This is a genomic window from Glutamicibacter sp. PAEs-4 (genome assembly GCF_051161755.1).
GTDB classification, from domain to species: domain Bacteria; phylum Actinomycetota; class Actinomycetes; order Actinomycetales; family Micrococcaceae; genus Glutamicibacter; species Glutamicibacter nicotianae.
On record NZ_CP195017.1, the window covers coordinates 1,841,523 to 1,865,931 of the forward strand.

22 protein-coding genes are annotated in these 24,409 nt (G+C 62.3%); 7 read left to right on the forward strand and 15 right to left on the reverse strand.

The features are described 5' to 3' along the window. Window positions 1-23: 23 nt before the first annotated feature. Complete coding sequence (locus ACR9WD_RS08685) at window positions 24-1,430, reverse strand: replication-associated recombination protein A (protein WP_022875202.1); 1,407 nt, start codon at window positions 1,428-1,430, stop codon at window positions 24-26. An 89-nt stretch (window positions 1,431-1,519) separates the two neighbouring features. Between ACR9WD_RS08685 and dtd the strand changes: the two genes are divergently transcribed. Continuing rightward, on the forward strand, window positions 1,520-1,957 hold the full coding sequence (dtd, locus tag ACR9WD_RS08690; protein WP_073706204.1) for a D-aminoacyl-tRNA deacylase: 438 nt from the start codon (window positions 1,520-1,522) through the stop codon (window positions 1,955-1,957). On the opposite strand, the gene ACR9WD_RS08695 is transcribed toward dtd, so the two are convergent. The 4 genes from ACR9WD_RS08695 to hisS all read right to left on the reverse strand — a co-directional run bounded on the left by ACR9WD_RS08695 (window position 1,954) and on the right by hisS (window position 6,752). Continuing rightward, window positions 1,954-2,283, reverse strand: coding sequence for a PadR family transcriptional regulator (locus ACR9WD_RS08695; protein ID WP_434921939.1), 330 nt, complete (start codon window positions 2,281-2,283; stop codon window positions 1,954-1,956). The genes dtd and ACR9WD_RS08695 overlap by 4 nt on opposite strands. Then, window positions 2,276-3,394 carry a hypothetical protein gene (locus ACR9WD_RS08700; RefSeq protein WP_434921940.1) on the reverse strand — a complete coding sequence of 373 codons (1,119 nt, stop codon included), beginning with the start codon at window positions 3,392-3,394 and terminating at the stop codon, window positions 2,276-2,278. Before ACR9WD_RS08700 ends, ACR9WD_RS08695 begins: the two co-directional genes overlap by 8 nt. Before the next feature lie 146 nt (window positions 3,395-3,540). Then, window positions 3,541-5,340, reverse strand: coding sequence for an aspartate--tRNA ligase (aspS, locus tag ACR9WD_RS08705; RefSeq protein ID WP_121866854.1), 1,800 nt, complete (start codon window positions 5,338-5,340; stop codon window positions 3,541-3,543). A gap of 89 nt (window positions 5,341-5,429) precedes the next feature. Continuing rightward, window positions 5,430-6,752, reverse strand: a complete 1,323-nt coding sequence (hisS, locus tag ACR9WD_RS08710) for a histidine--tRNA ligase (RefSeq protein WP_434921941.1) — start codon at window positions 6,750-6,752, stop codon at window positions 5,430-5,432. A 143-nt stretch (window positions 6,753-6,895) separates the two neighbouring features. On the opposite strand from hisS, the gene ACR9WD_RS08715 reads away from it, so the two are divergent. After that, entirely contained in the window at window positions 6,896-8,254 is a 1,359-nt protein-coding gene (locus ACR9WD_RS08715; RefSeq protein ID WP_073706199.1) for a DUF349 domain-containing protein, read from the forward strand. Window positions 8,255-8,314: 60 nt separating this feature from the next. After that, a complete protein-coding gene (locus ACR9WD_RS08720) occupies window positions 8,315-8,938 on the forward strand; it encodes a hypothetical protein (protein WP_434921942.1) in 624 nt (207 codons plus the stop codon). Between the two features lie 27 nt (window positions 8,939-8,965). On the opposite strand, the gene ACR9WD_RS08725 is transcribed toward ACR9WD_RS08720, so the two are convergent. The 9 genes from ACR9WD_RS08725 to pdxT all read right to left on the reverse strand — a co-directional run bounded on the left by ACR9WD_RS08725 (window position 8,966) and on the right by pdxT (window position 18,612). After that, on the reverse strand, window positions 8,966-11,233 hold the full coding sequence (locus tag ACR9WD_RS08725; RefSeq protein ID WP_038991313.1) for a RelA/SpoT family protein: 2,268 nt from the start codon (window positions 11,231-11,233) through the stop codon (window positions 8,966-8,968). A gap of 239 nt (window positions 11,234-11,472) precedes the next feature. Then, window positions 11,473-12,441, reverse strand: coding sequence for a protein translocase subunit SecF (secF, locus tag ACR9WD_RS08730; RefSeq protein WP_038991171.1), 969 nt, complete (start codon window positions 12,439-12,441; stop codon window positions 11,473-11,475). Beyond that, window positions 12,434-14,176 (reverse strand): protein translocase subunit SecD, encoded by a 1,743-nt coding sequence (gene secD / locus ACR9WD_RS08735; protein WP_434921943.1) that lies wholly within the window; start codon window positions 14,174-14,176, stop codon window positions 12,434-12,436. The genes secF and secD overlap by 8 nt, the downstream gene beginning before the upstream one ends. A 60-nt stretch (window positions 14,177-14,236) precedes the next feature. Next, complete coding sequence (gene yajC / locus ACR9WD_RS08740; RefSeq protein ID WP_223308723.1) at window positions 14,237-14,647, reverse strand: preprotein translocase subunit YajC; 411 nt, start codon at window positions 14,645-14,647, stop codon at window positions 14,237-14,239. A gap of 187 nt (window positions 14,648-14,834) precedes the next feature. Beyond that, complete coding sequence (gene ruvB, locus ACR9WD_RS08745) at window positions 14,835-15,884, reverse strand: Holliday junction branch migration DNA helicase RuvB (RefSeq protein ID WP_434921944.1); 1,050 nt, start codon at window positions 15,882-15,884, stop codon at window positions 14,835-14,837. A 26-nt stretch (window positions 15,885-15,910) separates the two neighbouring features. Beyond that, window positions 15,911-16,528, reverse strand: coding sequence for a Holliday junction branch migration protein RuvA (gene ruvA / locus ACR9WD_RS08750; protein ID WP_190263592.1), 618 nt, complete (start codon window positions 16,526-16,528; stop codon window positions 15,911-15,913). Between the two features lie 107 nt (window positions 16,529-16,635). Continuing rightward, window positions 16,636-17,235, reverse strand: coding sequence for a crossover junction endodeoxyribonuclease RuvC (gene ruvC, locus ACR9WD_RS08755; protein WP_434921945.1), 600 nt, complete (start codon window positions 17,233-17,235; stop codon window positions 16,636-16,638). A gap of 3 nt (window positions 17,236-17,238) precedes the next feature. Beyond that, window positions 17,239-17,997: a YebC/PmpR family DNA-binding transcriptional regulator gene (locus ACR9WD_RS08760; RefSeq protein WP_121866859.1), complete on the reverse strand. Its 759-nt coding sequence runs from the start codon at window positions 17,995-17,997 to the stop codon at window positions 17,239-17,241. A gap of 3 nt (window positions 17,998-18,000) precedes the next feature. Beyond that, complete coding sequence (gene pdxT, locus ACR9WD_RS08765; protein WP_121866860.1) at window positions 18,001-18,612, reverse strand: pyridoxal 5'-phosphate synthase glutaminase subunit PdxT; 612 nt, start codon at window positions 18,610-18,612, stop codon at window positions 18,001-18,003. A 158-nt stretch (window positions 18,613-18,770) separates the two neighbouring features. Between pdxT and ACR9WD_RS08770 the strand changes: the two genes are divergently transcribed. Both ACR9WD_RS08770 and ACR9WD_RS08775 read left to right on the forward strand, forming a co-directional pair. Continuing rightward, a complete protein-coding gene (locus ACR9WD_RS08770; protein WP_434921946.1) occupies window positions 18,771-19,604 on the forward strand; it encodes an aldo/keto reductase in 834 nt (277 codons plus the stop codon). A gap of 41 nt (window positions 19,605-19,645) precedes the next feature. Next, a complete protein-coding gene (locus ACR9WD_RS08775) occupies window positions 19,646-20,281 on the forward strand; it encodes a DUF6226 family protein (RefSeq protein WP_434921947.1) in 636 nt (211 codons plus the stop codon). Window positions 20,282-20,286: 5 nt separating this feature from the next. Here the strand turns inward: ACR9WD_RS08775 and ACR9WD_RS08780 are convergent, their stop codons facing one another. Then, a complete protein-coding gene (locus tag ACR9WD_RS08780; protein ID WP_434921948.1) occupies window positions 20,287-21,285 on the reverse strand; it encodes a CapA family protein in 999 nt (332 codons plus the stop codon). Between the two features lie 283 nt (window positions 21,286-21,568). Here ACR9WD_RS08780 and ACR9WD_RS08785 point away from each other — a divergent pair, with 283 nt between their 5' ends. Both ACR9WD_RS08785 and ACR9WD_RS08790 read left to right on the forward strand, forming a co-directional pair. Next, entirely contained in the window at window positions 21,569-23,581 is a 2,013-nt protein-coding gene (locus tag ACR9WD_RS08785; protein WP_254590101.1) for a M3 family metallopeptidase, read from the forward strand. Continuing rightward, window positions 23,581-24,348, forward strand: a complete 768-nt coding sequence (locus ACR9WD_RS08790) for a GNAT family N-acetyltransferase (protein ID WP_038991188.1) — start codon at window positions 23,581-23,583, stop codon at window positions 24,346-24,348. The genes ACR9WD_RS08785 and ACR9WD_RS08790 overlap by 1 nt, the downstream gene beginning before the upstream one ends. The last annotated feature ends 61 nt before the right edge of the window (window positions 24,349-24,409 follow it).

Here is a 24,409-nt window from a genome sequence, read left to right on the forward strand (position 1 = left end):
TTTCGCTGAGTCCTAGCGCACACTTAGCGCTTGCCCTTGGAGCGCAGCGGATCCTTGCCTCGGATGATCTCGCGCAAGCGGGCCAGGCGGGACCCAAGGGTCTTTTCGGCACCGTTATTGGTGGGCGTGTAGTAGTTGGTGCCCACCAGGTCATCGGGCAGGTACTGCTGGGTGGCGATGGAATGCGGCGCATCGTGCGAGTAGATGTAGCCCACCCCGTGGCCCAGCGATTTGGCACCTGGATAGTGCGCGTCGCGCAGGTGGTCGGGTACCAGCGAGCCCTTGCCTTCGGACACATCGGCCAGGGCGGCGTTGATCGCGTTGTAGGAGGCGTTGGACTTCGGAGCGGTGGCCAGATGCACTGTCGCCTGGCCAAGCATGATCCGCGCTTCGGGCATGCCGGTGAGCTGAACCGACTGGGCGGCGGCGACCGCGAGCGGGAGCGCGGTGGGATCGGCCATGCCGATGTCTTCCGAGGCCGAGATCATCAGCCGGCGGGCGATGAAGCGGGGGTCCTCCCCTGCGGAGAGCATGCGGGCCAGATAGTGCAGGGCAGCGTCCACATCCGAGCCGCGGATGGACTTGATGAACGCGGAGATGATGTCGTAATGCTGGTCGCCATCCTTGTCGTAGCGCTGTACCGCCTGGTCCATGGCCAGCTGCACATGGCCTGCGGTGATGTGCACCGGCGGTGCGACATCCTTCCCGGCGGCGTTCCAGGCGACCGCGCCGGCGGCCTCCAGCACGGTGAGCGAGCGGCGCGCATCGCCCTGGGCCAGGCGGACAATCGCCTCGCGCTGCTCGTCGTCCAGGATCACTTGTCCATCGAAGCCGCGCTCGTCGGCTACAGCACGCTCGAGCAAGGTGGACAGGTCGCCGTCGGTCAGCGGGCGCAAGGTCAGCAGCAAGGAGCGCGAGAGCAACGGAGAAATCACCGAGAAGGAAGGGTTTTCGGTCGTCGCGGCTACTAGGACGACAACACGGTTCTCCACGCCGGGCAGCAGGGCATCCTGCTGGGCCTTGTTGAAGCGGTGGATCTCATCGAGGAACAAGACGGTGGTGATCCCGCGCAGATCTCGGTCGTCCTTCGCCTGTTCGATGACCCGGCGCACGTCCTTGACGCCTGCGGTGATCGCGGAGAGCTCGACGAACTTGCGGTCGGTGGCGCGGGCGATCACGTGGGCGATGGTGGTTTTGCCGATCCCCGGAGGGCCGTAGAGGATCACGCTGGCCGGGCCTGCCAGGCCGGTTTCCGGATGCTCGGCGAGCTGGCGCAGCGGAGAGCCGGGACCCAAGAGGTGCTGCTGGCCAACCAGCTCGTCCAGGGATCGAGGGCGCATGCGAACCGCCAGCGGCGGACGCGGCCGGTTGACTTGGGAGGTGCTCCCATCGTGCTGATCATCGGACAAGGAATCGAACAAATCGCTCACCCCCTAAGCCTACCGATACTCTGGTAGTCGCGCGGCGCAAGCCAACACGTCGTCGCACTCACACACCGCCTCTTGAAAGGACTTGCTCCATGCGCGCCGTCGTCCAGGTCGCCAGCACCGCCCACGTCGAAATCGAAGGGGAGATCGTAGGCCGTCTCGCTTCCCCCGGGCTGGTGATCCTGCTGGGGGTCACCCATGACGATGATGAAGCAACGGCGCGCAAGGTTGCGGAGAAGATCTGGCGGCTGCGGATCTTGAAGGACGAATCCAGTGCAGAGTCCACTGCCGCTCCACTGCTGGTGATCAGCCAGTTCACGCTCTACGGCTCGGTGCGCAAGGGCCGGCGCCCGTCCTGGTCCAATGCCGCGCCGGGCCCGGTGAGCGAACCGCTCTACGAGTACTTCGTGTCCTACCTGCGGGAGCTGGGGGCCCACGTGGAGACCGGGAAGTTCGGGGCGATGATGAATGTGTCGCTGGTGAATTCCGGGCCGTTCACGGTGATCGTGGATTCGGCCGATCTGGCCTAGGTTCCGGTGGATTGAACCAGTGCTGCCAGCTTATCGAAACTGTCGCGCTGGCGGCCCAGTTCGGCGCGACCGGCGGCAGATAGCCCGTAGACCTTCCGTCCAGGACCACCCTGGCCTTCTTCCCACCGCGTGTCCACGAAGCCCGCGGCCTCAAGCTTGGACAATGCGGGATAGAGCGTGGCACCCTTGATCGGACCGAAACCCCGTTCCTGCAGGGATTTGGACAGCGCATAACCATGAGCCGGGCTGCTGGAGAGCTCTGCAAGAAGCAGCATGGGCAGTATCGCGCGTTGCCAGCTACCGGGAAATGGCGCATCTTTACCCATCTTTTCCTTCTTCCAGCCCGCGGGACTGGGCACGGCTTTCGGCCAGCCTGTCCTCGACATAGCTTGCCCGGTTCGCAGGACGCAGCTCATAGAGTGTCCCTGCAGCAAAAATCAGCATGCAGACAGCGAAGAAGATATCCCAACCGCTGCGTTCTGGAGCGATCACTGCCGGAACAAGGCTGATGCTGTACAGACCCACGACGGCTAGCGGAAACAGGCGACGAAGCAACCAGCGCCGCTTTAACGCTTTGCCGGTGTTGACCGACAGCCCGATGGCGAATTCGATCGGCGTGCCGAACTCATCGGAAATTCTGGCATTGCCGTCCTCCCTGTGCAGGGCAGACCAGTGTTCGCGGGCAGATTCAAGGGCGAAGTCCGCCTCTTTGCTCCGCATTCCATAGCGCCCGCGTAGTAAACGCGAAACCTCGGCAAACCAGGACTCAGGATCCACATCCACGCAGACCGCTTCTCGTTTCGCGCCAGATTCCTCTGTGAACGGCAACCAAAAAACGCTGACAACCAGTGCAACGCCGATGATCGGCACCAGCCAGTTGGGCAGCGGCATCGCTTCCTCCGCGCCGAGTACTGCGATCAGCACGGCTACAGCGGTGGCAGCAGTGGCTGCGGCAAGGCCGAGTATCCAGGATAGAGCGAATTTGCCCCTGACCCGATGCAACCACCACAGGTGTCCAGATACTGCCAAGCCGGCCCCGGCGGACAAAGCCGCCAGCTGCCAATAATGCCACGATGTCGCGGCCCATCCATCTCTGAATCCGATCCAAATACCGAACCCTGCGCATAGCAGCCCGACGACCAAGCCGGCACCAGCAATCAGCCCCCAGCTATTACTGACCGGCAGCTCCGAATCAGCCAGTTGCTGAGGGGTCAAGCGCGCATAAGCGCGGACTTCGCCGAATTCGGCGGGATCACCGAAGAGTTCTTCCGCGCTCTGCCCACTGTCGCGGATGGCATCCAAGACCTTCCCCAGTTCCGCTGCGCACTGGGAATCATTCAAGTCCTTCCACCACAGAGCAATGTTGAAGTCCCGCGCCCATTCGCGGTCGCTTTCTGGGTAGAGCTCAATAACGTCGTCGGGAAGCACTAACGACACGGGTTCTCCTGGGATCGAAAACTAGGTTGAAAACCAACCTAGTATTAAAATCGTCATTAATCCATTGCTTGGCCAACAAATACGCAAAAGAAGCCGGATGGAACACATGAAATGCGTTCCACCCGGCTTCCCTGAACAGCGAATGCCTACTTGGCTTCAGCCTTAGCTTCGCCCTCTTCAGCTTTCTTCTTCTCCGGCTTGAAGTCGATGCCGGCTTCCTTGCGCTGCTGCGGGGTAATTGGCGCAGGAGCCTGGGTCAGCGGATCGAAGCCGCCACCGGTCTTCGGGAAGGCGATGACGTCGCGGATGGACTCCGAGTTGGTCAGCAGCTGCAGCACGCGGTCCCAGCCCAGGGCGATGCCGCCATGCGGTGGGGCGCCGTACTTGAAGCCCTCGAGCAGGAAGCCGAACTGGGTGTCGGCCTGCTCCTGGGTCACGCCCATGACCTTGAAGACACGCTCCTGCACGTCGCGCTGATGGATACGTATCGAGCCGCCGCCGATTTCATTGCCGTTGCAGACAATGTCGTAGGCATAGGACAGGGCCGAGCCAGGATCGGTGTCAAAGGTATCCATGAACTCAGGCTTCGGGCTGGTGAACGCGTGGTGCACAGCGGTCCAGGCACCGGCTCCCACTGCCACGTCGCCGGAAGCGACAGCGTCGGAAGCGGCTTCGAACATCGGTGCATCGACGATCCAGACGAAGGCCCAGTCGCCATCCTTGATCAGGCCGGTGCGGTGGCCGATCTCCACACGAACCGAGCCGAGCAGCGCGCGGGATTCGTTCTTCTTGCCGGCGGAGAAGAAGATGCAGTCGCCGGCAGAGGCGCCGGTGGCCGCGGCCAGGCCGGCCTTCTCCTCGTCGGACAGGTTCTTGGCCACTGGGCCTGCCAGCTCGCCATCTTCCTTGATCAGCACATAGGCCAGGCCCTTGGCACCGCGCTGCTTGGCGAATTCCTGCCAGGCATCCAGGGTGCGGCGTGGCTGGGATGCGCCGCCAGGCATGACGACGGCACCGACGTACTCGGACTGGAACACCTTGAAGGAGGTGTTCGCGAAGTACTCGGTCATCTCCGTCAGTTCCAGGCCGAAGCGCAGGTCCGGCTTGTCCGAACCGTACTTGGCCATCGCCTCGGAGTAGGCCATGCGGCGGATCGGGGTCGGCACCTGGACGTCGATCAGGCTCCACAGCTCCTTGACCAGCTTCTCGCCGAGCGCGATGATGTCGTCTTCCTCGACGAACGATGCCTCGATGTCCAGCTGGGTGAACTCCGGCTGGCGGTCCGCGCGGAAGTCCTCGTCGCGGTAGCAGCGGGCGATCTGGTAGTACTTCTCGAAGCCGCCGACCTGCAGCAGCTGCTTGAACAGCTGCGGGGACTGCGGCAGCGCGTACCAGGAGCCCGGGGTCAGGCGTGCAGGCACGACGAAGTCGCGGGCGCCTTCCGGGGTGGAGCGGGTCAGCGTCGGGGTTTCGATTTCAATGAACCCCTCATCGTGCAGCAGGTTGCGTGCGACGCGGTTGGCTTCGGAGCGCAGGCGGATGTTGCGTGCCGGGGTCGGGCGGCGCAGATCCAGGTAGCGGTGGCGCAGGCGCGCCTCTTCGCCGACCTCGACGTGCTCATCGACCTGGAACGGCAGCGGAGCGGCGGTGTTCAGCACGGTCACGGTGTCCGCGATGACCTCGATCTCGCCGGTTGGCAGGTTCGGGTTCTCGTTGCCTTCCGGGCGGCGCTCGACATTGCCGGTGATCTGCAGGACGAACTCATTGCGCAGCGGATGGAAGTCCTCTTCATCGCGCACGACGACCTGGGCCACGCCCGACGCGTCGCGCAAATCCAGGAAGGCGACTCCGCCGTGGTCACGGCGGCGTGCGACCCAGCCGGTGAGGGTGACTTGCTGTCCAATGTGCTCGGCGTTCAGGACGCCCAGCTGATGAGTGCGTAGCACTACGATCCTTTCGGTTTGTGTGGAAAGTTTCTTCCCATGAAGTTTAGTGCACCATTGCTGGTGCGCGGGCGGGCGGCAAAGCCCTGAAACTAGCTGATGGCGATCTTAAGATCTGATTCGGCCGGCGTCCAAGTGGCCGGATCGGCTGGCACCTGCTCGCCGGAGCGGATGTCCTTGACCTCGTGGGTGCCGTCGGCGTGGGTGAACCATACGAACGGAATCCCGCGGCGATCAGCGTATTTGATCTGCTTGCCGAACTTCTCCGCGCTGGCCGCGACCTCGCAGGCAATGCCGCGCTCGCGCAACTGCGCAGCGACATCCTGAGCTTCGTGCCAGGAGTCCTCGTTGGCCAAGGTGACATATACCACCGAAGGCACCGAACGGCTCGCGGTTACCACCTCTTCGGCCAGGATGCGCGAGACCAGGCGGGTGACGCCGATGGACAGGCCCACGCCCGGGTAGTTCTTCTTCCCCTTGGAAGCTAATGATTCGTAGCGGCCTCCCGAGCAGATCGAACCCAGCGACTCATGGCCCACCAGCACGGTCTCGTACACGGTGCCGGTGTAGTAGTCCAGGCCGCGGGCGATGGACAGGTCGGCCATGACCTTGCCCGGTGCGCGCTTGGACGCGGCGTCGATGACCTGCGAGAGCTCATCCAGGCCGGTGTCCAGCAGCTCGTGCGCCACGCCCAGGGCGCGGACCTGCTCAGTGAAGGAGGTGTCCAGGGTGCGGATCTTGGCCAGGGCCAGGGCGGCGGCGGCCTGCTCGGCGGTGGCGCCGACTTCTTCGACGAGGATCTTGGCGACTGCGTCATCGCCGATCTTCTCCAGCTTGTCGATGGCGCGCAACACGGCGTCCGGATCCTCCAGGCCCAGACCGCGGTAGAAGCCCTCGGCCAGCTTGCGGTTGTTCACGCGCAGGCGGAAATCTCCGATCGGCAGGGCGGAAAGCGCATCTGCGATGGTCAGCGCCAGTTCCACGTCGTAGCTGAAGGGCAGGGCGCCATCGCCCACGACGTCGATATCTGCCTGGGTGAATTCGCGGAAACGGCCATCCTGCGGGCGTTCGCCGCGCCACACCTTCTGCATCTGGTAGCGGCGGAACGGGAAGGCCAGGTGTCCGGCGTTCTCCACCACGTAGCGGGCGAAAGGCACGGTGAGGTCGAAGTGCAGGGCCAGGGCGTTCGGATCGTTCTTGTCATCCTCGGCGGCCAGGCGCGACAGTCCGTAGACTTCCTTGTCGATTTCGCCCTTGCGCAGCAGCTGCGCGCGGGTTTCCACGGCACGGGTCTCGATATTGGCGAATCCATGCAGTTCGAAGACATGGCGCAAGGTGTCCAGCACGTGCTGTTCGACAGCCCGTTCGGCTGGAAGCCATTCCGGGAAACCTGATAGTGAGGCCTTGCGTGCCATGAAACTCCTTAGTGCAAATTGGGCTACCTACCCATCTTATAGCCCGAAACCCGAGAAACCTGTGCACGTCGGCTTACTAAGAAGCGGAGGTCACAGGTAGAGTTGGGTAAAGCAAGTGCTCGTAAAGTGAAAGAGTTTCAGCGGTGACCACCAGTCAGCAATCCGACGACAGCCAGAAGACCCCCTTGCCTCAGGCGCAGAAGCCTGCCGCAAAGCCGGTTGTAGCGCCAAGCGTCGCACACACCACTCCCCTCGATGAAGCGGCCAAGTTCGCCCGCGTGACCGAGGACGGCCACGTCTTCGTGATCATCGACGGCGCCGAGTCCCCCGTGGGCCAGTACCCGGACGCAACGCAGGAAGAAGCCCTGGGCTACTTCGTGCGCAAATACGACGACGCGCTCTCGCAGCTGATGCTGCTGGAGCAGCGTGTTGTTGCCAAGGCCCCGGCCGGCGAGCTCAGCAAGGCTGTGCAGGCGCTGTCGGCCACCGTCGCAGAACGCCATATGGTCGGCGACATCCCGGCACTGGAATCCCGCCTGGAAGATGTCCGCGTCGCCGTCGAGGCATTGGCCAGCGAACAGCGCAAGGCCAACGACGAGGCTCGTGCCGAGCAGCTCGCTGCCCGCGAAGCCATTGTCGAGCAGGCCGAGGCGCTGGCCGCCAAGCGCCCGGAGCAGATCCAGTGGAAGACCGCCTCGGCCACCATGAACGAGCTGTTCGATGCCTGGAAGGGTGCGCAGCGTTCCTCGGTCCGCCTGCCGCGCGCCACTGAGGATGCGCTGTGGAAGCGGTTCCGTTCGGCCCGCACCACCTTCGACCGCCACCGCCGCGCATACTTCTCGCAGCTGGATTCGACCAACGCGGCCGCCAAGGAAGTCAAGGAAGAACTGATCGCCCGCGCCGAGGCGCTGCAGGGTTCGACCGACTGGGCTGCCACGGCCGCCGAGTACCGCAAGCTCATGGATGAGTGGAAGAAGTCGCGCCGCGCCTCGCGCAAGGATGACGACCAGCTGTGGAGCCGCTTCCGCGCCGCCCAGGATGTCTTCTTCCAGGCTCGCGCCGCGGCCAACGCCAAGATCGATGAAGAGTACGCCCAGAACCTCGTGGTGAAAGAAGCGCTGCTGGAAGAAGCCCGCGCGCTGCTTCCGATCAAGGACCTGGCTACCGCCAAGAAGGAGCTGGATTCGATCCGCACCCGCTGGGAAGAAGCCGGCAAGGTGCCGCGCAACGACCTGCAGCGCATCGAGTCGGCACTGCGCCAGGTCGAGGACGCGGTCAAGGGCGCCGAAGACGAGCAGTGGCGCCGTTCCAACCCGGAGACCAAGGCCCGTTCCAACTCCATGCTCTCGCAGCTGCAGGACACCATCGCCGCTCTGGAAGATGATCTGGCAGCAGCGCAGGCCAAGGGCAATGCCAAGCAGATCGCGGCAGCCCAGGAAGCCCTGGATGCACGCCGCATGTGGCTGAGCACCTTGGAGAAGTCGGCAGCCGACTTCCAGTAAGTAATCCACAGATCGCTTGCAACCCGCCAACGCGGCGGTGCGGACTGGTTCAGTAGCTCTATGGAAACGAGAAATTCCGCAGCTACCGGGCCCCGCGCCGCCGCGTTGCGCATTCCCGAGGATCTCTGGATCGCCGGCGAGATGTTCACCCGCAATGAATTGGACGCCATGGCTTCCAACGGCTTATTGCGCGAGGTGCTTGGTGACTACTTCCTGCCCAGCAGCATCCAGGTCAACGCCTCGGTGCGTGCCCGCATTGCGGGCTTCGCCTGCGGCCGGGAACTGGACCGCGATGCCGTGCTGGCGCGGCAGACCGCGGCCTGGATCCACGGGCTCTTGCCCTCGGTCTTCACCTTGTGCATCTACACCAAGAACTACCATCGGCCCTTTTATCCCGGGCACGGCCTGAAGGCCGAATTCGCCCAGATGCAGGTGCCGGATACGCAGATGGTGTTCCGCAGCCGACTCAAGGTCACCACGGCATTGCGCAGCGCCTGCGATTGCGCCAAATATGATCCATTGCCCATTGCCAGCCGGATGCTGGGCACCGTCATATCCCTGGCAGACCCCTACCTGAACTTGGATCTGATCCGGCACGCGCTGGATAGCGAGGATCCGTCACCTGAACGATCCAGGGCGCTGCGCCTGGTGCAGTCCTTCTCCGGCACGGCACAGGCAGCATAGGCCGCGCGGCCGGACAGGCCAGGCAAGTTACCGGCGGGATCCCGCAGTAGTGCGGTAGACATCGTAGACGCCATCAATCCGCCGCACCTGGTTCAGCACGTGGCTCAGGAACTTCGGGTCGCCCATTTCGAAGGCGAAGCGCGAAATGGCAACACGGTCCTTGCTGGTCTGCACACTGGCGGAGAGGATGTTCAGGTGGCTTTCGGAAAGGATCCGGGTCACGTCGGACAGCAGCGACTTGCGATCCAGCGCCTCGACCTGGATTTCGACCAGGAACACGCCATGGTGCTTGGTGGCCCACGTGACGTTGACGAGCCGATCGGGCTGCTCAGCGAGCTGCGTCAGGTTCAGGCAATCCGTGCGGTGCACCGAGACGCCGGCGCCACGGGTGACGAAGCCCTGGATCTCGTCTGGCGGCACGGGGGTGCAGCAACGCGCCAGCTTGACCAGCACGTCACCCAGGCCTTCGACGATCACACCGGCCTCATTGCCCGTAGACGGGCTAGGAGCGACCGGGTGGATAACCGCTTCCTCATCGACCTGTTCGGCTTCTGGCGGGCCGATCAGAGCCGTTAGATGCTCGATGACGTTTTGCGCACTGGTATGGCCGTCGCCCACCGACTGGTACAGGGCAGAAATGTCAGTGTGGTGCAACTCGTTGGCTACCGCGGTGAGCAAATCGTGCGTCATCAGCTTCTGCAACGGCAGCTGGTTGCGTCGCAGTTCCTTGGTCAGCAGCTCCTTGCCCTTTTCGATGGCCTCTTCGCGGCGCTCCTTGGAGAAGTAGCCGCGGATCTTCGCCTTGGCCCGCGGCGACTTGACGAAATTCTGCCAATCCTGGGATGGGCCGGCGCCCTCGGCCTTGGAGGTGAAGACCTCCACCACATCGCCCTGCTTGAGTTCGGTATGCAGAGGCACGAGCTTGCCGTTGACGCGCGAACCGATGGTTCGGTGCCCTACGTCGGTGTGGATCGAGTAGGCGAAGTCCACCGGTGTTGCCCCCACCGGCAGGGACATGATGTCGCCCTTCGGGGTGAACACGTAGACCTCGGCGGAGCTGATGGTGTAGCGCAGCCCGTCCAGGAATTCTTCGGAGTCGGCGGTGTCGGCTTGCCATTCCATCAGGGAGCGCAGCCAATCCATGTTCTGCTCCGGAGAGAGCATGGAGTTGTCGGTCTGGCCATGTTTGTACTGGAAATGCGCGGCGACGCCGTATTCAGCGCGCACATGCATGTCATGGGTGCGGATCTGGATTTCCACGGGCTTGCCCTCGGGACCCATCACCGTGGTGTGCAGCGACTGGTAGAGATTCAGCTTCGGGATGGCGATGTAGTCCTTGAAGCGGTTGGGCAGCGGATTCCACTCCGCGTGCACGACGCCCAGCGCGCCGTAGCAGTCCTTGACGGTGTCGACCAGGATCCGCACGCCCATCAGGTCGTGGATGTCGTCGAAGTCCTTGCCGCGCACGATCATCTTCTGGTAGATCGAATAGTAGTGCTTGGGCCGGCCGGATACCGAGGCGTGGATGGCCACATCTCCCAGATCGTGCGAAAGGGTCTGGCGGATTGATGAAAGGTACTTTTCGCGCTCAGGGGTGCGGTCGCCGACCATGCGGACGATCTCCTGGTAGACCTTGGGATGCAAAGCGGCGAAGGACAGGTCCTCCAGCTCCCATTTGACCGTGTTCATGCCCAGGCGGTGAGCCAGCGGAGCGAAGATTTCCAGGGTTTCCTTCGCCTTGCGGGAGGAGGATTCCGGCGAGACGTAGCGCCAGGTGCGTGCATTGTGCAGGCGGTCCGCCAGCTTGATCAGCAGCACGCGGATGTCGCGGGACATTGCGACGACCATTTTGCGCACGGTTTCGGCGGGGGCGGCATCGCCGTAGGTGACCTTGTCCAGCTTGGTCACGCCGTCCACCAGCATGGCGATTTCTTCGGAGAATTCCTTCTTCACCGACTCGAGGGAGTACTCGGTGTCTTCGACCGTGTCGTGCAGCAAGGCAGCGGCGAGAATCGAACCGGTCATGCCCATTTCTGCCAAGATCGTGGCGACCGCGACAGGGTGCGTGATGTAGGGGTCGCCGCTCTTGCGCTTTTGGCCCTCATGATATTTTTCTGCGACCTCGTAGGCACGGACCAGCAAATCCAGATCCGCCTTCGGATGCTTGGACTTGACCGTGCGCAGCAGCGGTTCGAGAGTCGGCGATGTGCTCGGAGTGCTCCCCCGGCCTGCAAAGCGCACCAAACGAGAGATAGAGCGTCGTTTCGAATTGTTCAGGTTAGGCGTATTCGCCATGCCCCGCTCCTTCCCGTTGCCGTTGGAATTGTCCCGAAGCCTGAATGGAGCCAGGTCAAATCCATCGGTAGTTTCGGGCCGCCAGATCACCGGTGGCCGTGCACTTGAAAAACACCTTCTTTAGTTCAAACGTTATAGCACGTTCGCGCGGTGACAACTAATTACGCATCTTCCAGCATAAGCGAAATGGTGCCCCCGGCCATCTGCCGGGGGCACCATATCCTAGACTTCAGATCGCGTTAGAGCGCTGCCATCTTCTTGTCGTGCGCAACCACGTCCTCGTCCTTGTGGCGCAGCCAGTGGAACATCGGTGCCTGGACGAACAGGGTCGACAGGGCCGAGACGATGATGCCGACGAACAGCGCCAAGGAAAGGTCCTTGAGCGTACCGGCTCCCAGCAGGTAGGAGCCGATGAACAGGATCGCGGCCACAGGCAGCACGGCCACAACCGAGGTGTTGATCGAGCGGACCAAGGTCTGGTTCACAGCGAGGTTGACCAGCTGCTCGAAGGTGCGCTTGGTCTGCTGGGTGTAGTCCTTGGTGTTTTCGCGGACCTTGTCGAAAACCACCACGGTGTCATACAGCGAGTAGCTCAGGATGGTCAGGAAGCCGATGATCGCGCTCGGCGTGATTTCGAAACCGGTCAGCGAGTAGATGCCCGCAGTCACGATCACCACTGCCATCAGGCCGACGATCGCTGCCAGCGACATCTTCCAGGTGCGGAAGTATGCTGCCATCAGCAAGCCCACCAGGACCACGAATACGACCAGGCCAAACAGTGCCTGGCGTGAAACGTCTTCGCCCCAGGTCGGGCCGATGAAGTTGCTGGTCACTTCGTCGCTGCTGACGCCGTAGTTCTTCGCGAGCTGATCGGCAATGGCCAGGGTCTGGTCATCGCTCAAACGCTCGGTCTGCACGCGCATGGTGCCCGGAGCAATATTGGTCACCGTTGCCTCAGATCCCGAAGCCACTGAGCTGACCGTCTCTTCGCCAATCGAGATATCCGTGTTCTGCACATCCGAAACGGTGAATTCAGAACCGCCGCGGAAGTCGATACCCAGATTGAAGCCGCCCTTGACCACCGGGATCAGGATGGACAGGATCACCAGGATGCCGGCGATCAGGAACCACAAGCGGTGCTTGGAGGTGAACGGGTAGGAACGCTTGCCGGTGTAGAGCTCGTTGCCCCAAGTGACTAGCTTATTCATTGTTCTCCTCCTGAGCCTTGGCCTGCGTGCTGCCAGACGCGTTCGAGCCAGCGGACTGCTCGGCCTGTGCGCGGCGGCGTTCGGCAATGGTCATGCGCTTCGCTGCCTCAGCCGATGCCTTCGCATTCTTCTTGCCGCGATTTGCCGCAACATTCTCATCGAAGCGGCGAACCTTGCCCGCGCCCTGGTACAGCGGCTTGACGCCAAGCAACGATGGATCCATGCCCGACATCGGGTGGCCGTTGGCGAAGAACTTGGTGCGTGCCAGCAGCACCAAGGTCGGGTGGGTCAGGCCGTACACGACGATAAGGTCGATGATGGCGGTCAGGCCCAGGGTGAAGGCGAAGCCTCGCACGTTGCCCACGGCAACGATGTAGAGCACGATTGCGGCCAGCACGTTCACTGCCTTGGATGCCAGAATGGTGCGCTTGGCGCGCTTCCAGCCGATATCCACGGCGCTTGCCAGCGGCCTGCCTTCGCGCAGCTCATCGCGCACGCGCTCGAAGTACACGATGAACGAGTCGGCGATGAGGCCGATGGCGACGATCAGGCCGGCGACGCCTGCCAGCGACAGGCGGTAGTTCATGCCCCAGCCCAGCAGCACCAGCGCCAGGTAGGTGAGCACGCCGGAAACCAGCAGCGACGCGATGGTCACCAGGCCCAGGGCTCGGTACTGGAACAGCGAGTAGATGAAGACCAGAACCAGGCCGATGATGCCGGCGATGAGGCCAGCGGTGAGCTGGTCAGCGCCCAGGGTTGCGGAAACCTGGCGCTCGGACTGGATGTCGAAGCTGATTGGCAGCGCGCCGTACTTCAGCTGCTCGGCCAACGCCTGCGAGCTTTCCTGGGTGAAACCGCCGGAAATCTGCGGACGGCCATCGGAAATCACTGCATTGGTGGTTGGCGCCGAAATGGTTTCGCCATCAAGCACGATCGCGAACTGGTTCTGCGAGCCCCGCAGGGCAATCAGACGCTGGGTGGTATCCGCGAAGAGCTTGGTGCCTTCGGCGTTGAACTCGATAACGACGACCCATTCGCCGGTCACCGATCCATTGACGCCGCGGGCCAACTGGGCGTAGGCGTCCTTGATCATGTCTCCGGAGATTTCCTGCGGGCCGAGGATGTACTTGACACCCCTACTGTGGTCGCAGGAGATCATAGGCTTGTCTGGGTCGGCGGCTTCGCCACCGCGATCCTTGAGCTCTACCTCGCAGTCGTAGCCTTCGAACTCCTGGAACAGCTCTGGGGTGATCCAGTTGGTATCCGATGGGTTCTCTGGCTTGCCGCTAGGCTTTGGCAGGTCTTCCTTGGGGGTGCGGTCTTCCTTCGGAGTGGCTGCGAAACCACCGGTGATCAGCACCGGGCGGAATTCCATGTTGGCCGAGGCCTGGATCAAATCGCGGGTGGTCTGGTCCGGGGTACCGGGCATCGAGACCACGACGTTGCGTCCGGACTGGGTGGTGATTTCCGATTCGGTGACACCGGAACCGTCCACGCGCTGGCGGATGATCTCCACCGCTTGGTCCAGCTGCTCTTGGTTGATCGCCTCGTCGCCCTGAACCCGAGGGGCCAGGATCATCTCGGTGCCGCCTTCGAGGTCGAGGGCCAGCTTCGGTCCCCACCCGGTTTTGCCGTTCACCGCACCACCCACCAACACTCCGGTTGCGATGATGAAGACGACCAGCAACCACAGCAACGCTTTGCGCGCCTGTTTAACAGGTCTGATTGATGACATCTATTGTGCTTTCTGGTTCGGGTGGCTTGGCCTTCAGGCCACCGCTATGCTGCCCGGGACTTAGGCGTTGCGCTCGTCCTTGCCCTCGTCGTTCAAGCGACGCAGGGACTCTTCCGGGGTTTCGGTTGCGTTGGAGGGTGCTGCTGGTTCGTCGGCAGCGGCCGGGGCTGCCGCATCCTTGTCCAGGAAGGTGGCGATGGCCTGGCGGTGCAGGGTCAGCACCACGCCTGGCGAAACCTCAACCTGTACGCGATCCTCTGCGTCTACACCGACGACGGTGCCGAAGATTCCCGAGTTGGTCATCACCTTGGCGCCTGGCACGGTGTTGTTCTTCAGCTTCTCCTGCTGGGCGGCCTGCTTCTTGCGGCCACGGAACATCATGAAGATCAGCACTGCAAACAGGGCGACCATCAGGATCAGCGAAGGGTTGAAGCCGCCACCAGCGGCCTGTGCGATTACGAGAGGATTCACGTATTTACCTGCTAACGATTCGTTGCGATTTGGTCTGGAGTTCTGGGATGCCGCTGCGCCATTTTCTGGCGCGAAACAGCAAAGACGCCCCACCTTACCCTGAAGTGGGCACAGGTCGGGCGTCTTTAGTCTAATGGGTCACGGTGAACCGGCAGGCCATTTACGCGGGCAGTGAAGTAATGCTTGCCTAATCCTCATCGTTTTCATAGCTTTGCGCACTGGCGAAGATGGCATCCTTGGGCATGGTTAATCCCAGATGCTCCCAGGCTCCGGGCATGGCGATACGCCCTCGCGGAGTCCGGCCCATCAATCCTTCGCGCACCAGGTATGGCTCGGCGACGGTTTCGACGGTTTCGGTTTCTTCGCCCACGGCGATAGCCAGGGTCGACAGGCCCACCGGTCCCCCGCCGAATTTCGTGCACAATGCTTCCAGCACACCGCGGTCCAGGCGATCCAGTCCACGCGCATCGACCTCGTACATGTCCAGGGCGGCAGCCGCAGCCTTGGCATCGATCTCTTCGAGCTTGTGCACCAGGGCCCAGTCCCGCACGCGGCGCAGCAGGCGGTTGGCGATACGCGGGGTGCCGCGGGAGCGCCCGGCGATCTCGGTGAATGCAGCTGAGGTGACGCTCAGATCCAGCATCATTGCCGAACGGCGCAGTACCAGCTCGAGTTCCTTGACCGCGTAGAACTCCAGGTGCCCGGTGAAGCCGAAGCGGTCGCGCAGCGGTCCGGGCAGCAGGCCCGCGCGCGTGGTGGCCCCGACGAGCGTGAAGGGCGGCAGCTCCAGGGGAATCGCGGTAGCGCCGGCTCCCTTGCCGACGACGATGTCTACGCGGAAGTCTTCCATTGCCATGTAGAGCATTTCCTCGGCGGGCCGGGACATGCGGTGGATTTCATCGAGGAACAGCACCTCGCCCTCGGTCAGTGAGGAGAGGATCGCGGCCAGGTCGCCGGCGTGCTGGATGGCCGGGCCGGAAGAGATGCGCAATGGCGCGTTCATCTCGGCGGCGATAATCATCGACAAGGTGGTCTTGCCCAGCCCGGGCGGGCCCGAGAGCAGTACATGGTCCGCGGTGCGTTCGCGGATCTTGGCCGCTTCGAGCACCAGCGAGAGCTGCTGGCGCACCCGGGATTGGCCGACGAAGTCGTCGAGATTCCGCGGGCGCAGGGCAGCTTCGATAACCCGTTCTTCGGGTTCGCTGCCGGCGCTCGTGAGCCCGGTGGAGTCATTCATGAAAAGTCGATCCTCTCGCAGACCGCTTAGACGCGGGTTCCGCTGGACATGCTGCGCAGCGCGGCACGCAGGATTTCAGCGACGTTGCCGGTGGCCACAACATCCGGATCGGCCTTGGACAGCGATTTCAGGGTGCTGGTTGCATCCTTTTCGCTCCAGCCCAGCCCGGTCAGCGCCTCGATCACCTGCGGTTCCCAGACGCTGGCGGTACCTCCGCCGGGCACCGGCGCCACTGGCGCGCCGGTCGGGACCAGCTTGCCGTTCAGTTCCAGCACGATGCGGCTGGCGCCCTTGGGGCCGATGCCGGACACCTTGGTGAATGCGGCGGTGTCCTTCGTGTTCGCCGCGATGCGCACTTCTTCGGGAGAATGCACGGCCAGGATGGCCAGGCCGGTGCGCGGCCCGATGCCCGATACGGAGATCAGGACCTCGAAGACATCCCGCTCCTCCGCGGTGGCGAAGCCGAAGAGGGTCATGGAATCCTCGCGCACCACCATGGAGGTGAAGACCGTCGCCTCGCGCCCTTGATGCAGGCCGGACAGCGTTCCGGGGGTGGCGTTGACCAGCATTCCGAAGCCGTTAACGTCGATTACCGCGGTGTTCAGTGCAACCGCCTGCACGGTGCCGGTCAATGAGCTGATCATGCCACTCCTTGGGATGTATGTTCGATCGAACCCAGTTTATCGAAGATACCTACGAATATCGATCCGCCGTGTTTCCCGGTGGGTCGAGGTCATTTCCCGGCCGCCGGCTAGCGGCGCACCGCTCGGCGCTTGGCTGACGCTTCGGCGGCGATCCATGCCTGCTGAGCACCTGTCAGCTGCGAGGACCCGCCGGCATGCACCGCAGAGGCCGAGGCGTTCGAGCCGGTGGCCGCTCCGCGCCAGCCGTGGGTGATCGCCAGGGCCACCGCGTCAGCGGCGTCGGCAGGCTTGGGCGGTTCATCAAGCCGGCAGATCTTGGCAATCATCTTGCCGATCGCCGCCTTGGTCGCCTGGCCGGAACCGGTCACCGCCGCCTTCACCTCGGTCGGCGTATGCAGCGCGACGGGGATGCCGCGTCGTGCCGCGGCGGTGATTACCACGCCGGTGACCTGGGCGGTGCCGATCACCGTGGAGACGTTCGCCGAAGCGAACACGCGTTCCAGGGCGAGCACGTCGGGCCGGTGCTGGTCCAGCCACGCCTCGATCGCGTTAGCGATCGTCAAGAGCCGGGCGTCGAGCGGGGTGCCCGGCGGGGTGCCGGCGACGGTGACGTCCACCAGTGAAACTTGCCTGTTTGCAGCGACGTCGACCACGGCAAGACCGCAACGCGTCAGGCCGGGGTCGACGCCGACAACACGTAAGGCCAAGCCCTACTGCTCTTCGTCCAATGCGGCGCGAACCTCATCGGACAGGTCGGCGTTGGTGTAGATGCCTTGGACGTCGTCCAGTTCTTCCAGCGCGTCGTAGAGCTTCAGGAACTTGCGTGCTCCGTCGACATCCAGTTCCACCTTCATCGACGGCAGGAATTCCATTTCGTCGGATTCGTAGGCGATATCGTTCTCGTCCAGCGCCGCTGCGACCGCGCGCAGGTCCGAAGGATCGCACACGATGGCGAAGTTCTCGTCCTCGTCCAGGATCTCGTCGGCACCGGCATCCAGCACGATCATCAGCAGGTCATCTTCGGTCAGCTCGCCCTTGGGCAGGCGCACTACGCCCTGGCGGTTGAACAGGTAGGCCACCGATCCCGGGTCGGCGACGGTGCCGCCATTGCGGGTGATGCCCACGCGGACCTCGGAGGCTGCGCGGTTCTTGTTGTCGGTCAGGCACTCGATCAGCAGCGCCGAGCCCTGCGGGCCGCGTGCTTCGTAGATGATCTCGGTGTAGTCGACGACCTCACCGGTCAGGCCAGCGCCACGCTTGATTGCGCGGTCGATATTGTTGATCGGCACGGAGTTCTTCTTGGCCTTGCTGACAGCAAGTTCCAGTGCCGGGTTGCCGGCCATGTCGGCTCCGCCGGCGCGGGCGGCAACTTCAATGCCCTTGATGAATTTCGCGAAGGCCTTGGCGCGCTTGGCGTCGATCGCAGCCTTCTTGTGCTTGGTAGTTGCCCATTTGGAGTGGCCTGACATGCTTTAAGCGTCTCCTCGCGTGAGATTGATGAAAAATTGATGGATAGCTGTGCTGCCGGTGACTTCCGGGTGAAAGCTGGTTGCCAACAATTTTCCCTGGCGTACTGCAACAATTCTACCCTGTCCGTCATTCGGCCCGGCTTGAACGGTGCTGATCACCTCGACGTCCGGGCCGATTTGCACGGCTTCCGGGGCGCGGATGAACACCGCTTCGAGAGTGTGACCGTTGAAGTCCAGCTGGTGCTCGAACGAGTCGACCTGGCGCCCGAAGGCATTGCGCTTCACCGTCATGTCGATGCCTCCGAAGCTTTGCTGCACCGCGCCATCCCGCGCGATTGCAGGATTCTCAATGCGATCGGCGAGCATGATCATTCCAGCGCAGGAGCCGTAGACCGGCATGCCGTCGGCGATGCGTTCCTTGATGGGATCGGCCAGCCCGTAGTTGCGGGAGAGCCGGTCGATCACCGAGGACTCGCCACCGGGAAGCACCAGCGCGTCGACCTGCGCCAAATCCTCGACAGTGCGCACCATCTGAGCAGGTTGCCCAAGCCGCTCCAGAGAAGCAAGATGTTCACGGAAGTCCCCTTGGAGAGCGAGGACGCCTATTTTCGGCATGGTTGTAACCTTCATGGTGTTCGGTGGCTGGCAACACGGAAATGCGCCGAAACAACGTTAAACCCATGGACCCCGTGCGCCGGTTTTGTTTCCCGGTGTGTCGCGGATTCTTCGGTGCAATCTCCCGGCAGCCCGTGAAGCTTGGTAGGTTCGGGAACATGACTGCTGATATTTCTTCCCTCGAACTTGCCGGTGGCGTGAGCATGCCTTCCATTGGCTTGGGCACGTGGCCCCTGCGCGGCCAGGAGGTGGTTGCCGCGGTCCGTTCGGCCCTGGATACGGGTTACCGCCGCGTGGACACGGCGGAGAACTATGAGAACGAGGATGCCGTAGGCCAGGCCTTGGCGCTAAGCGGGCTTGACCGCGATGCATTGTTCGTCACTACCAAGTTCAACAAGATGTGGCATTCGGCCCAGGGCGTACGTCAGGCGTTGGACAACTCCCTGTCCCGCCTTGGCCTCGACTATGTGGACCTGTTCCTGATCCATTGGCCAAACCCGCAGCAGAACACCTACGTGGAAGCCTTCATTGAGCTGGACAAGCTCGTTGCCGAGGGCAAGATCCGGGCCGCCGGCGTCTCGAATTTCAAGCCTTACCAGTTGCAGAAGGTCCTCGATGCCGGGCTCGTGCCGGCACTGAACCAGATCCAGGTGGACCCTGAGCGGCAAAGCGTCGATTGGCAAGCATTCAATACCGAACATGGGGTGCGCACCGAGGCCTATTCCCCCTTGGGACGCAAGAAGTCCGGGTTCCTTTCGGATCCCGCCCTGGCACGGATTGCCCGAGCGCATGGGAAGAGCACCGCCCAGGTGACCCTGCGCTGGCATGTCCAGTCCGGACGAGCCGCGGCACCGAAATCGGCCGATCCGCGCCGGCAAAGTGAGAACCTGGACATTTTCGGCTTCCAGCTCAGCCCGGAGGACATGGCCACCATCGATGCCATGGATACCGGAGTCGGCCCCTTCACGGATTCAGATGAATTCGGGCATTAAGCCCTTTCTGCCATGGTTTGACGCAACAGGAGGAACCGAGCATGCTCAGGGGCTATAAGCGGCCAGACATTAAATTCGCGGAGTACCTCGACGAGCTCGACACCCCAATCCCCTATGGCGAGCGTTGGTATAGGGAGCCGGATAGTGAAAGCTATTCGGTGACCGAACATCCGGAACGTTTTGCTCCCGTGCAGCAAGTAGCCCGGGCGTTGCTGAGCTGGATGCAGGAGCAATTCGAGGTGCGCTGCTTCGATGATCCCGGACTGGCCGCCGAACTGCGGATTCCGCCGGACACCGTGGTGAGTTCTGTCCGGATCCTTCCGCTGAATTCGCGCTGCGCTCCATTGGGCATGATCCTTACGACCTTTCCCGGGGTGCATCTGGAGCTCGGTGCGCTTTACCACGCGGTTTTCCCGACCTGCGGTTGCGACGCCTGCGATGAACACGTTCCCGAGATGATCGAGGAACTGGAAGCCCAGGTGGGGGCAGCCGTGTCCGGCGCGTTTCGCGAGTCCTTGGATATCGGCGCTGGCCGCCTCGTGCATCGTTTCGTTGCCAAGGAGACGGGATTCAGTGAGCAATCCGGCGGCCTCGATGACATATCGCCGGCCCAGCTGGCCAAGGCGCAAGCGATTCTGCCTCCAAACGGTGCATGGGAAGCGTGGCACAGACGCTAGCTAGCTCAGTCCAGCGTCCACGCCTGCAGTCCATCCTCAAAGGCGCCATAGGCATTCACGGTGGCTTCACTGCGCTTCAGGGACGCTTGCCCATCAGCTTCCGGAACGCATCCATCAGCGTTGAAGACTTGGCACCACGCTACCGGCCCGTTCGACAACTGGTGCGGAACCCACCGCAAGTTGCTGACCTCCCATTCGCCAGGTTCGTCCTGGGTGAATGTTGCCTTCACGCTGATGCCTTCGCGGTTGAGAATGGTCGGCGTTGCATGCTTGGCCACAGAGTTTCCCAAACCGTAGACGATCCAGGTTCCGTCGTGCTTCTCAATGGGCAGGACCGAGTGGGTGTGGTGCATGTAGATGAAATCGAAGACGCCAGATTCTGCCAGGGCCTGGCCGAGTTTTCTTTGCGAGGCGGTCGGCTCGGTGGTGTATTCAGCTCCATCGTGCACGGCTGCCACCACGATGTCCGCTCCGGCCTTGCGTGTTTCCTTGCCCCGGGTAATCAGCTCCTGCGCATCCACTCCGGTATCGACCTGCCAGTGAGCTGCTTCCGGCAGTCCGTTAAGCGAATAGGTGCTGGTTACTACCCCGAGCTTCACCCCGTTTGTTTCCAGGATGGACGGTTTTTCGGAGTCCTTTTCATTGCGGTAGGAGCCTGTCGCAAACAGCCCATCGGACTCCAGCGCATCGAGTGTTCGTTCGACTCCGGCCGTACCGGCATCGACCGTGTGATTGGTGGCAGTGGTGCATCCGTCGTAGCCAATGGCTTCGAGATCGGTGAGGATTTGTTCCGGGACGGTGAACCGCGGATACCCGGAATACGGAGGGATACCAATTGGTGTCTCCAGATTGCAAAGCGCCACATCTGCGTCCTGGACATAGGGAGCCAGGCCCGCCAGCAATGGGCTGAAATCGTAGTCCTCGCCATTGCCCGATTGTGCGCCAGCTGCCTTCTCGGCTTCATCCAATAGCTGAGGATGCAGCAAGACGTCTCCAGTGACCATCAGCGAGAGTTCTTCGGGACTCGACGGTGCGGCAGAGCTATCCTCCGTGGTTGGACTTGAAGCCGGATCCGATGAGGACTGAACGGAAGACTGCGGGGTTGCTGGTTCTTGATTGCTGCTCGGGATTGCAGAGCAGCCGCCAATCAGCAACGCGGCCATGAGCGTTGATCCAAGCGGAAGTATTACGGACGGAGCACGTTGGGGCATGCATCGAGCCTAGCCCAGCTTGATATGCGGGGTGTAAATGCAAGCTGAATCACTTTTTCCATGAAAACCTAGGCCTATGCAAAACCCTCTTCTGACTCCCAGTACCAGGCCCTATCAGTGGCCAGCCTTCGACCAGCTCACTGCAGAGCATTACGTGGAGGCAGTTCGTCTCGGGGCAGCCGAGCAACGCGAAGAGCTGCAGCGCATTATTGACGATACGCAGGAGCCGACTTTCGAGAACACCTTCCTCGCTTTGGAAGCCAGCGGGCAGACCCTGCGCCGTGCGCTCATGACCTACTTCTCGGTGATTTCTGCCCATGGCACGGAAGATCTGCGGGCGATCCAGTCTGAGATTTCATCGATCTGGTCCGAACAAGAAGATGAGATCTACCTAAGCCAAACCTTGTATTCCCGTTTACAAGCCTTGGATTGCGCGGAACTCCGGGGTGAAGACGCCCGCTTAGCGAATCAAACGTTGAAGAATTTCCAGTTGGCCGGTGCAGGTTTGGGCGAAGCCGAAAAGGATCGCCTGAAGGTACTGAACGCGAAGCTGGCCGAACTTTCAACGCAGTTCGCTGACCTCGTGCTGAAGAATCAGAACGCCCATGCGGTGCACTTCGAGAATGCTGCAGAACTCGACGGCCTGTCTGGTCCAGCCATCGAGTCAGCAGCACAGGCGGCGAAGCAAGCAGGCCACGCGTCGGGCTACCTTCTGACGTTGGTTTCGCCAACTCAGCAACCGGTTCTGGAGTCGCTGGCCTCAAGTGAATCCCGCCGCAAGGTGTTCAACGCATCAATTAGCCGTGGCACCGGGGAGAATGCGACAATTCACGTTGCCGCCGAAATGGCTCAGCTTCGCGCCGAACGCGCCGCGCTGCTCGGATTCGCCAACCATGCTGAAACCGTGCTTGCCCAAGCCACCGCTCCCTCCACCGCGGCGGTGGAAGAGCGCCTGGCAGAACTGACCCAAGCGGCCACCGCAAACGCGCGCAAAGAAGCTGAAGTACTGGGCAAGATTGCCGGTGCTGAAATCAACGCGTGGGATTGGAAGTATTTCTCCAATCAGGTCTTGCGTGATCAGTATTCGGTGGATTCCGAGGAACTGCGCAACTACTTCGAGCTGGACCGGGTGCTCATCGATGGGGTCTTCGCGACGGCTACCAAGCTGTTCGGCATCACCTTCAGCGAGCGGTTTGACCTGCCTGCCTACCACCCGGACGTTCGGGTCTTCGAAGTCTTCGACGCCGATGGCAAGCCTTTGGCGCTCTACACCGGAGACTATCTGGCCCGGGACACGAAGAAGGGCGGCGCGTGGATGACCAGCCTGCGCGATGCCGCTTCATTCCTGGAAGAACGACCGATCGTCACCAACACCTTGAACATCACCCCGCCTGCGCCTGGTGATCCAATCCTGCTGTCCATGGATGAGGCGAATACGCTATTCCACGAGTTCGGCCATGCGCTGCACGGCATGTTCTCCAGCGGAAAGTACGCGTCGCTTGCCGGCACCTCGGTCCCCCGCGACTTCGTGGAGTTCCCATCGCAGGTCAACGAGATGTGGATGCTCCACGAGGATGTTGTCACCGGTTATGCCGTCCACCACCAGAGCGGCGAAGCACTGGGTGATGCGCTGATCGAGAAGATCCGTGCCGCTTCACTGTGGGGCCAGGGCTTCGCAACCACCGAGTACCTGGCCGCCAGCGTGCTCGACTGGGCCTGGCATACCATCAACGCCGGGACAGTTATCGCCGATCCTCTGCAGTTTGAACAAGACGTGCTTCAGCAAGCCGGCTTCGATACCGAAATGATTCCGCCCCGTTACCGCACCGGTTATTTCCAGCACATTTTCGCCAATGGGTACTCCGCTGGCTACTACTCCTACATCTGGAGTGAGGTGCTCGATGCCGACACTGTGCAGTGGTTCGAGGAAAAAGGGGGCTTAATGCGCGAAAATGGTAATCGGTTCCGCGAGGAACTGCTGTCGCGCGGCAATACGCGCGATCCCCTTGAGTCCTACGAATTATTCCGCGGCCGCACCGCAGTGGTTGAACCGTTGCTGCGCCGTCGAGGATTGGTGAACGCAGAATAATGACCACTATTGCCTCCGCACAGGAAGCGCTAAGCCACTGGCATCAGGCACTTGCAGTAGCCACCGGCGGCAAGATCTTTACCACCCACGGATGCTCCTGGGCTTGGCAGCCGGTCCGCAAGCGCCTGATCCTGTTGTTCCCTGAGCATCCGGAGCAGGCGGGCCTGCGACCTGCGCTGGCCGAAGGCCACCGGCTCGGTGCCCGGCGCGTGGAAGCCTGGGTCAACTCAGGAGCCCACGCAGATGAGTTGAAAGCAGCAGGATTCTCCGACAACGCCCAAGTGTCCTGGCATGCAGGCCCGTTGGCCATTCCAATGGATCGCTGGAACGGCAAGATCCGCTTGGGCAATAACGTCCCTGAGGCCACGGGTGCTGATGCCGCCGAACTGAACGTGACGAACCTGTGGCGCGAAACCAGCACCCAGCTTTCCAGCGGTCACCCTGCTCTGCGTCGCGTCGAGCATGCCTTGGCCCGCACCGACGAAGGAGAGATTGTCGGCCGGGGCTTTGCGCAGCAGGGCCTGAACGGGCAGCTGATGGTGCATGCCTTGGCGGTAGGCAAGGAACATCGCCGCCATGGCATTGGCACCGCCTTGCTGCACGGCCTGTCGCGTTCCATGATCAATCCGTTGTCGCCACCAGACGACGAAGTGCCGCAGGAGCTGCTTGCCGCGGCCACGCCGTCCAGTGCCGACTTCTTCAGCGCGAACGGGCTCAAGCTTCTTGGGCGTGGACGCCACATGGTCTTGCGCTCGTGGAACCAATAACGAACAGCTAGGACGGCAGGAACTCGACCGGCCCCGGGGATTCCGGTGGCCGGTCGAGTCC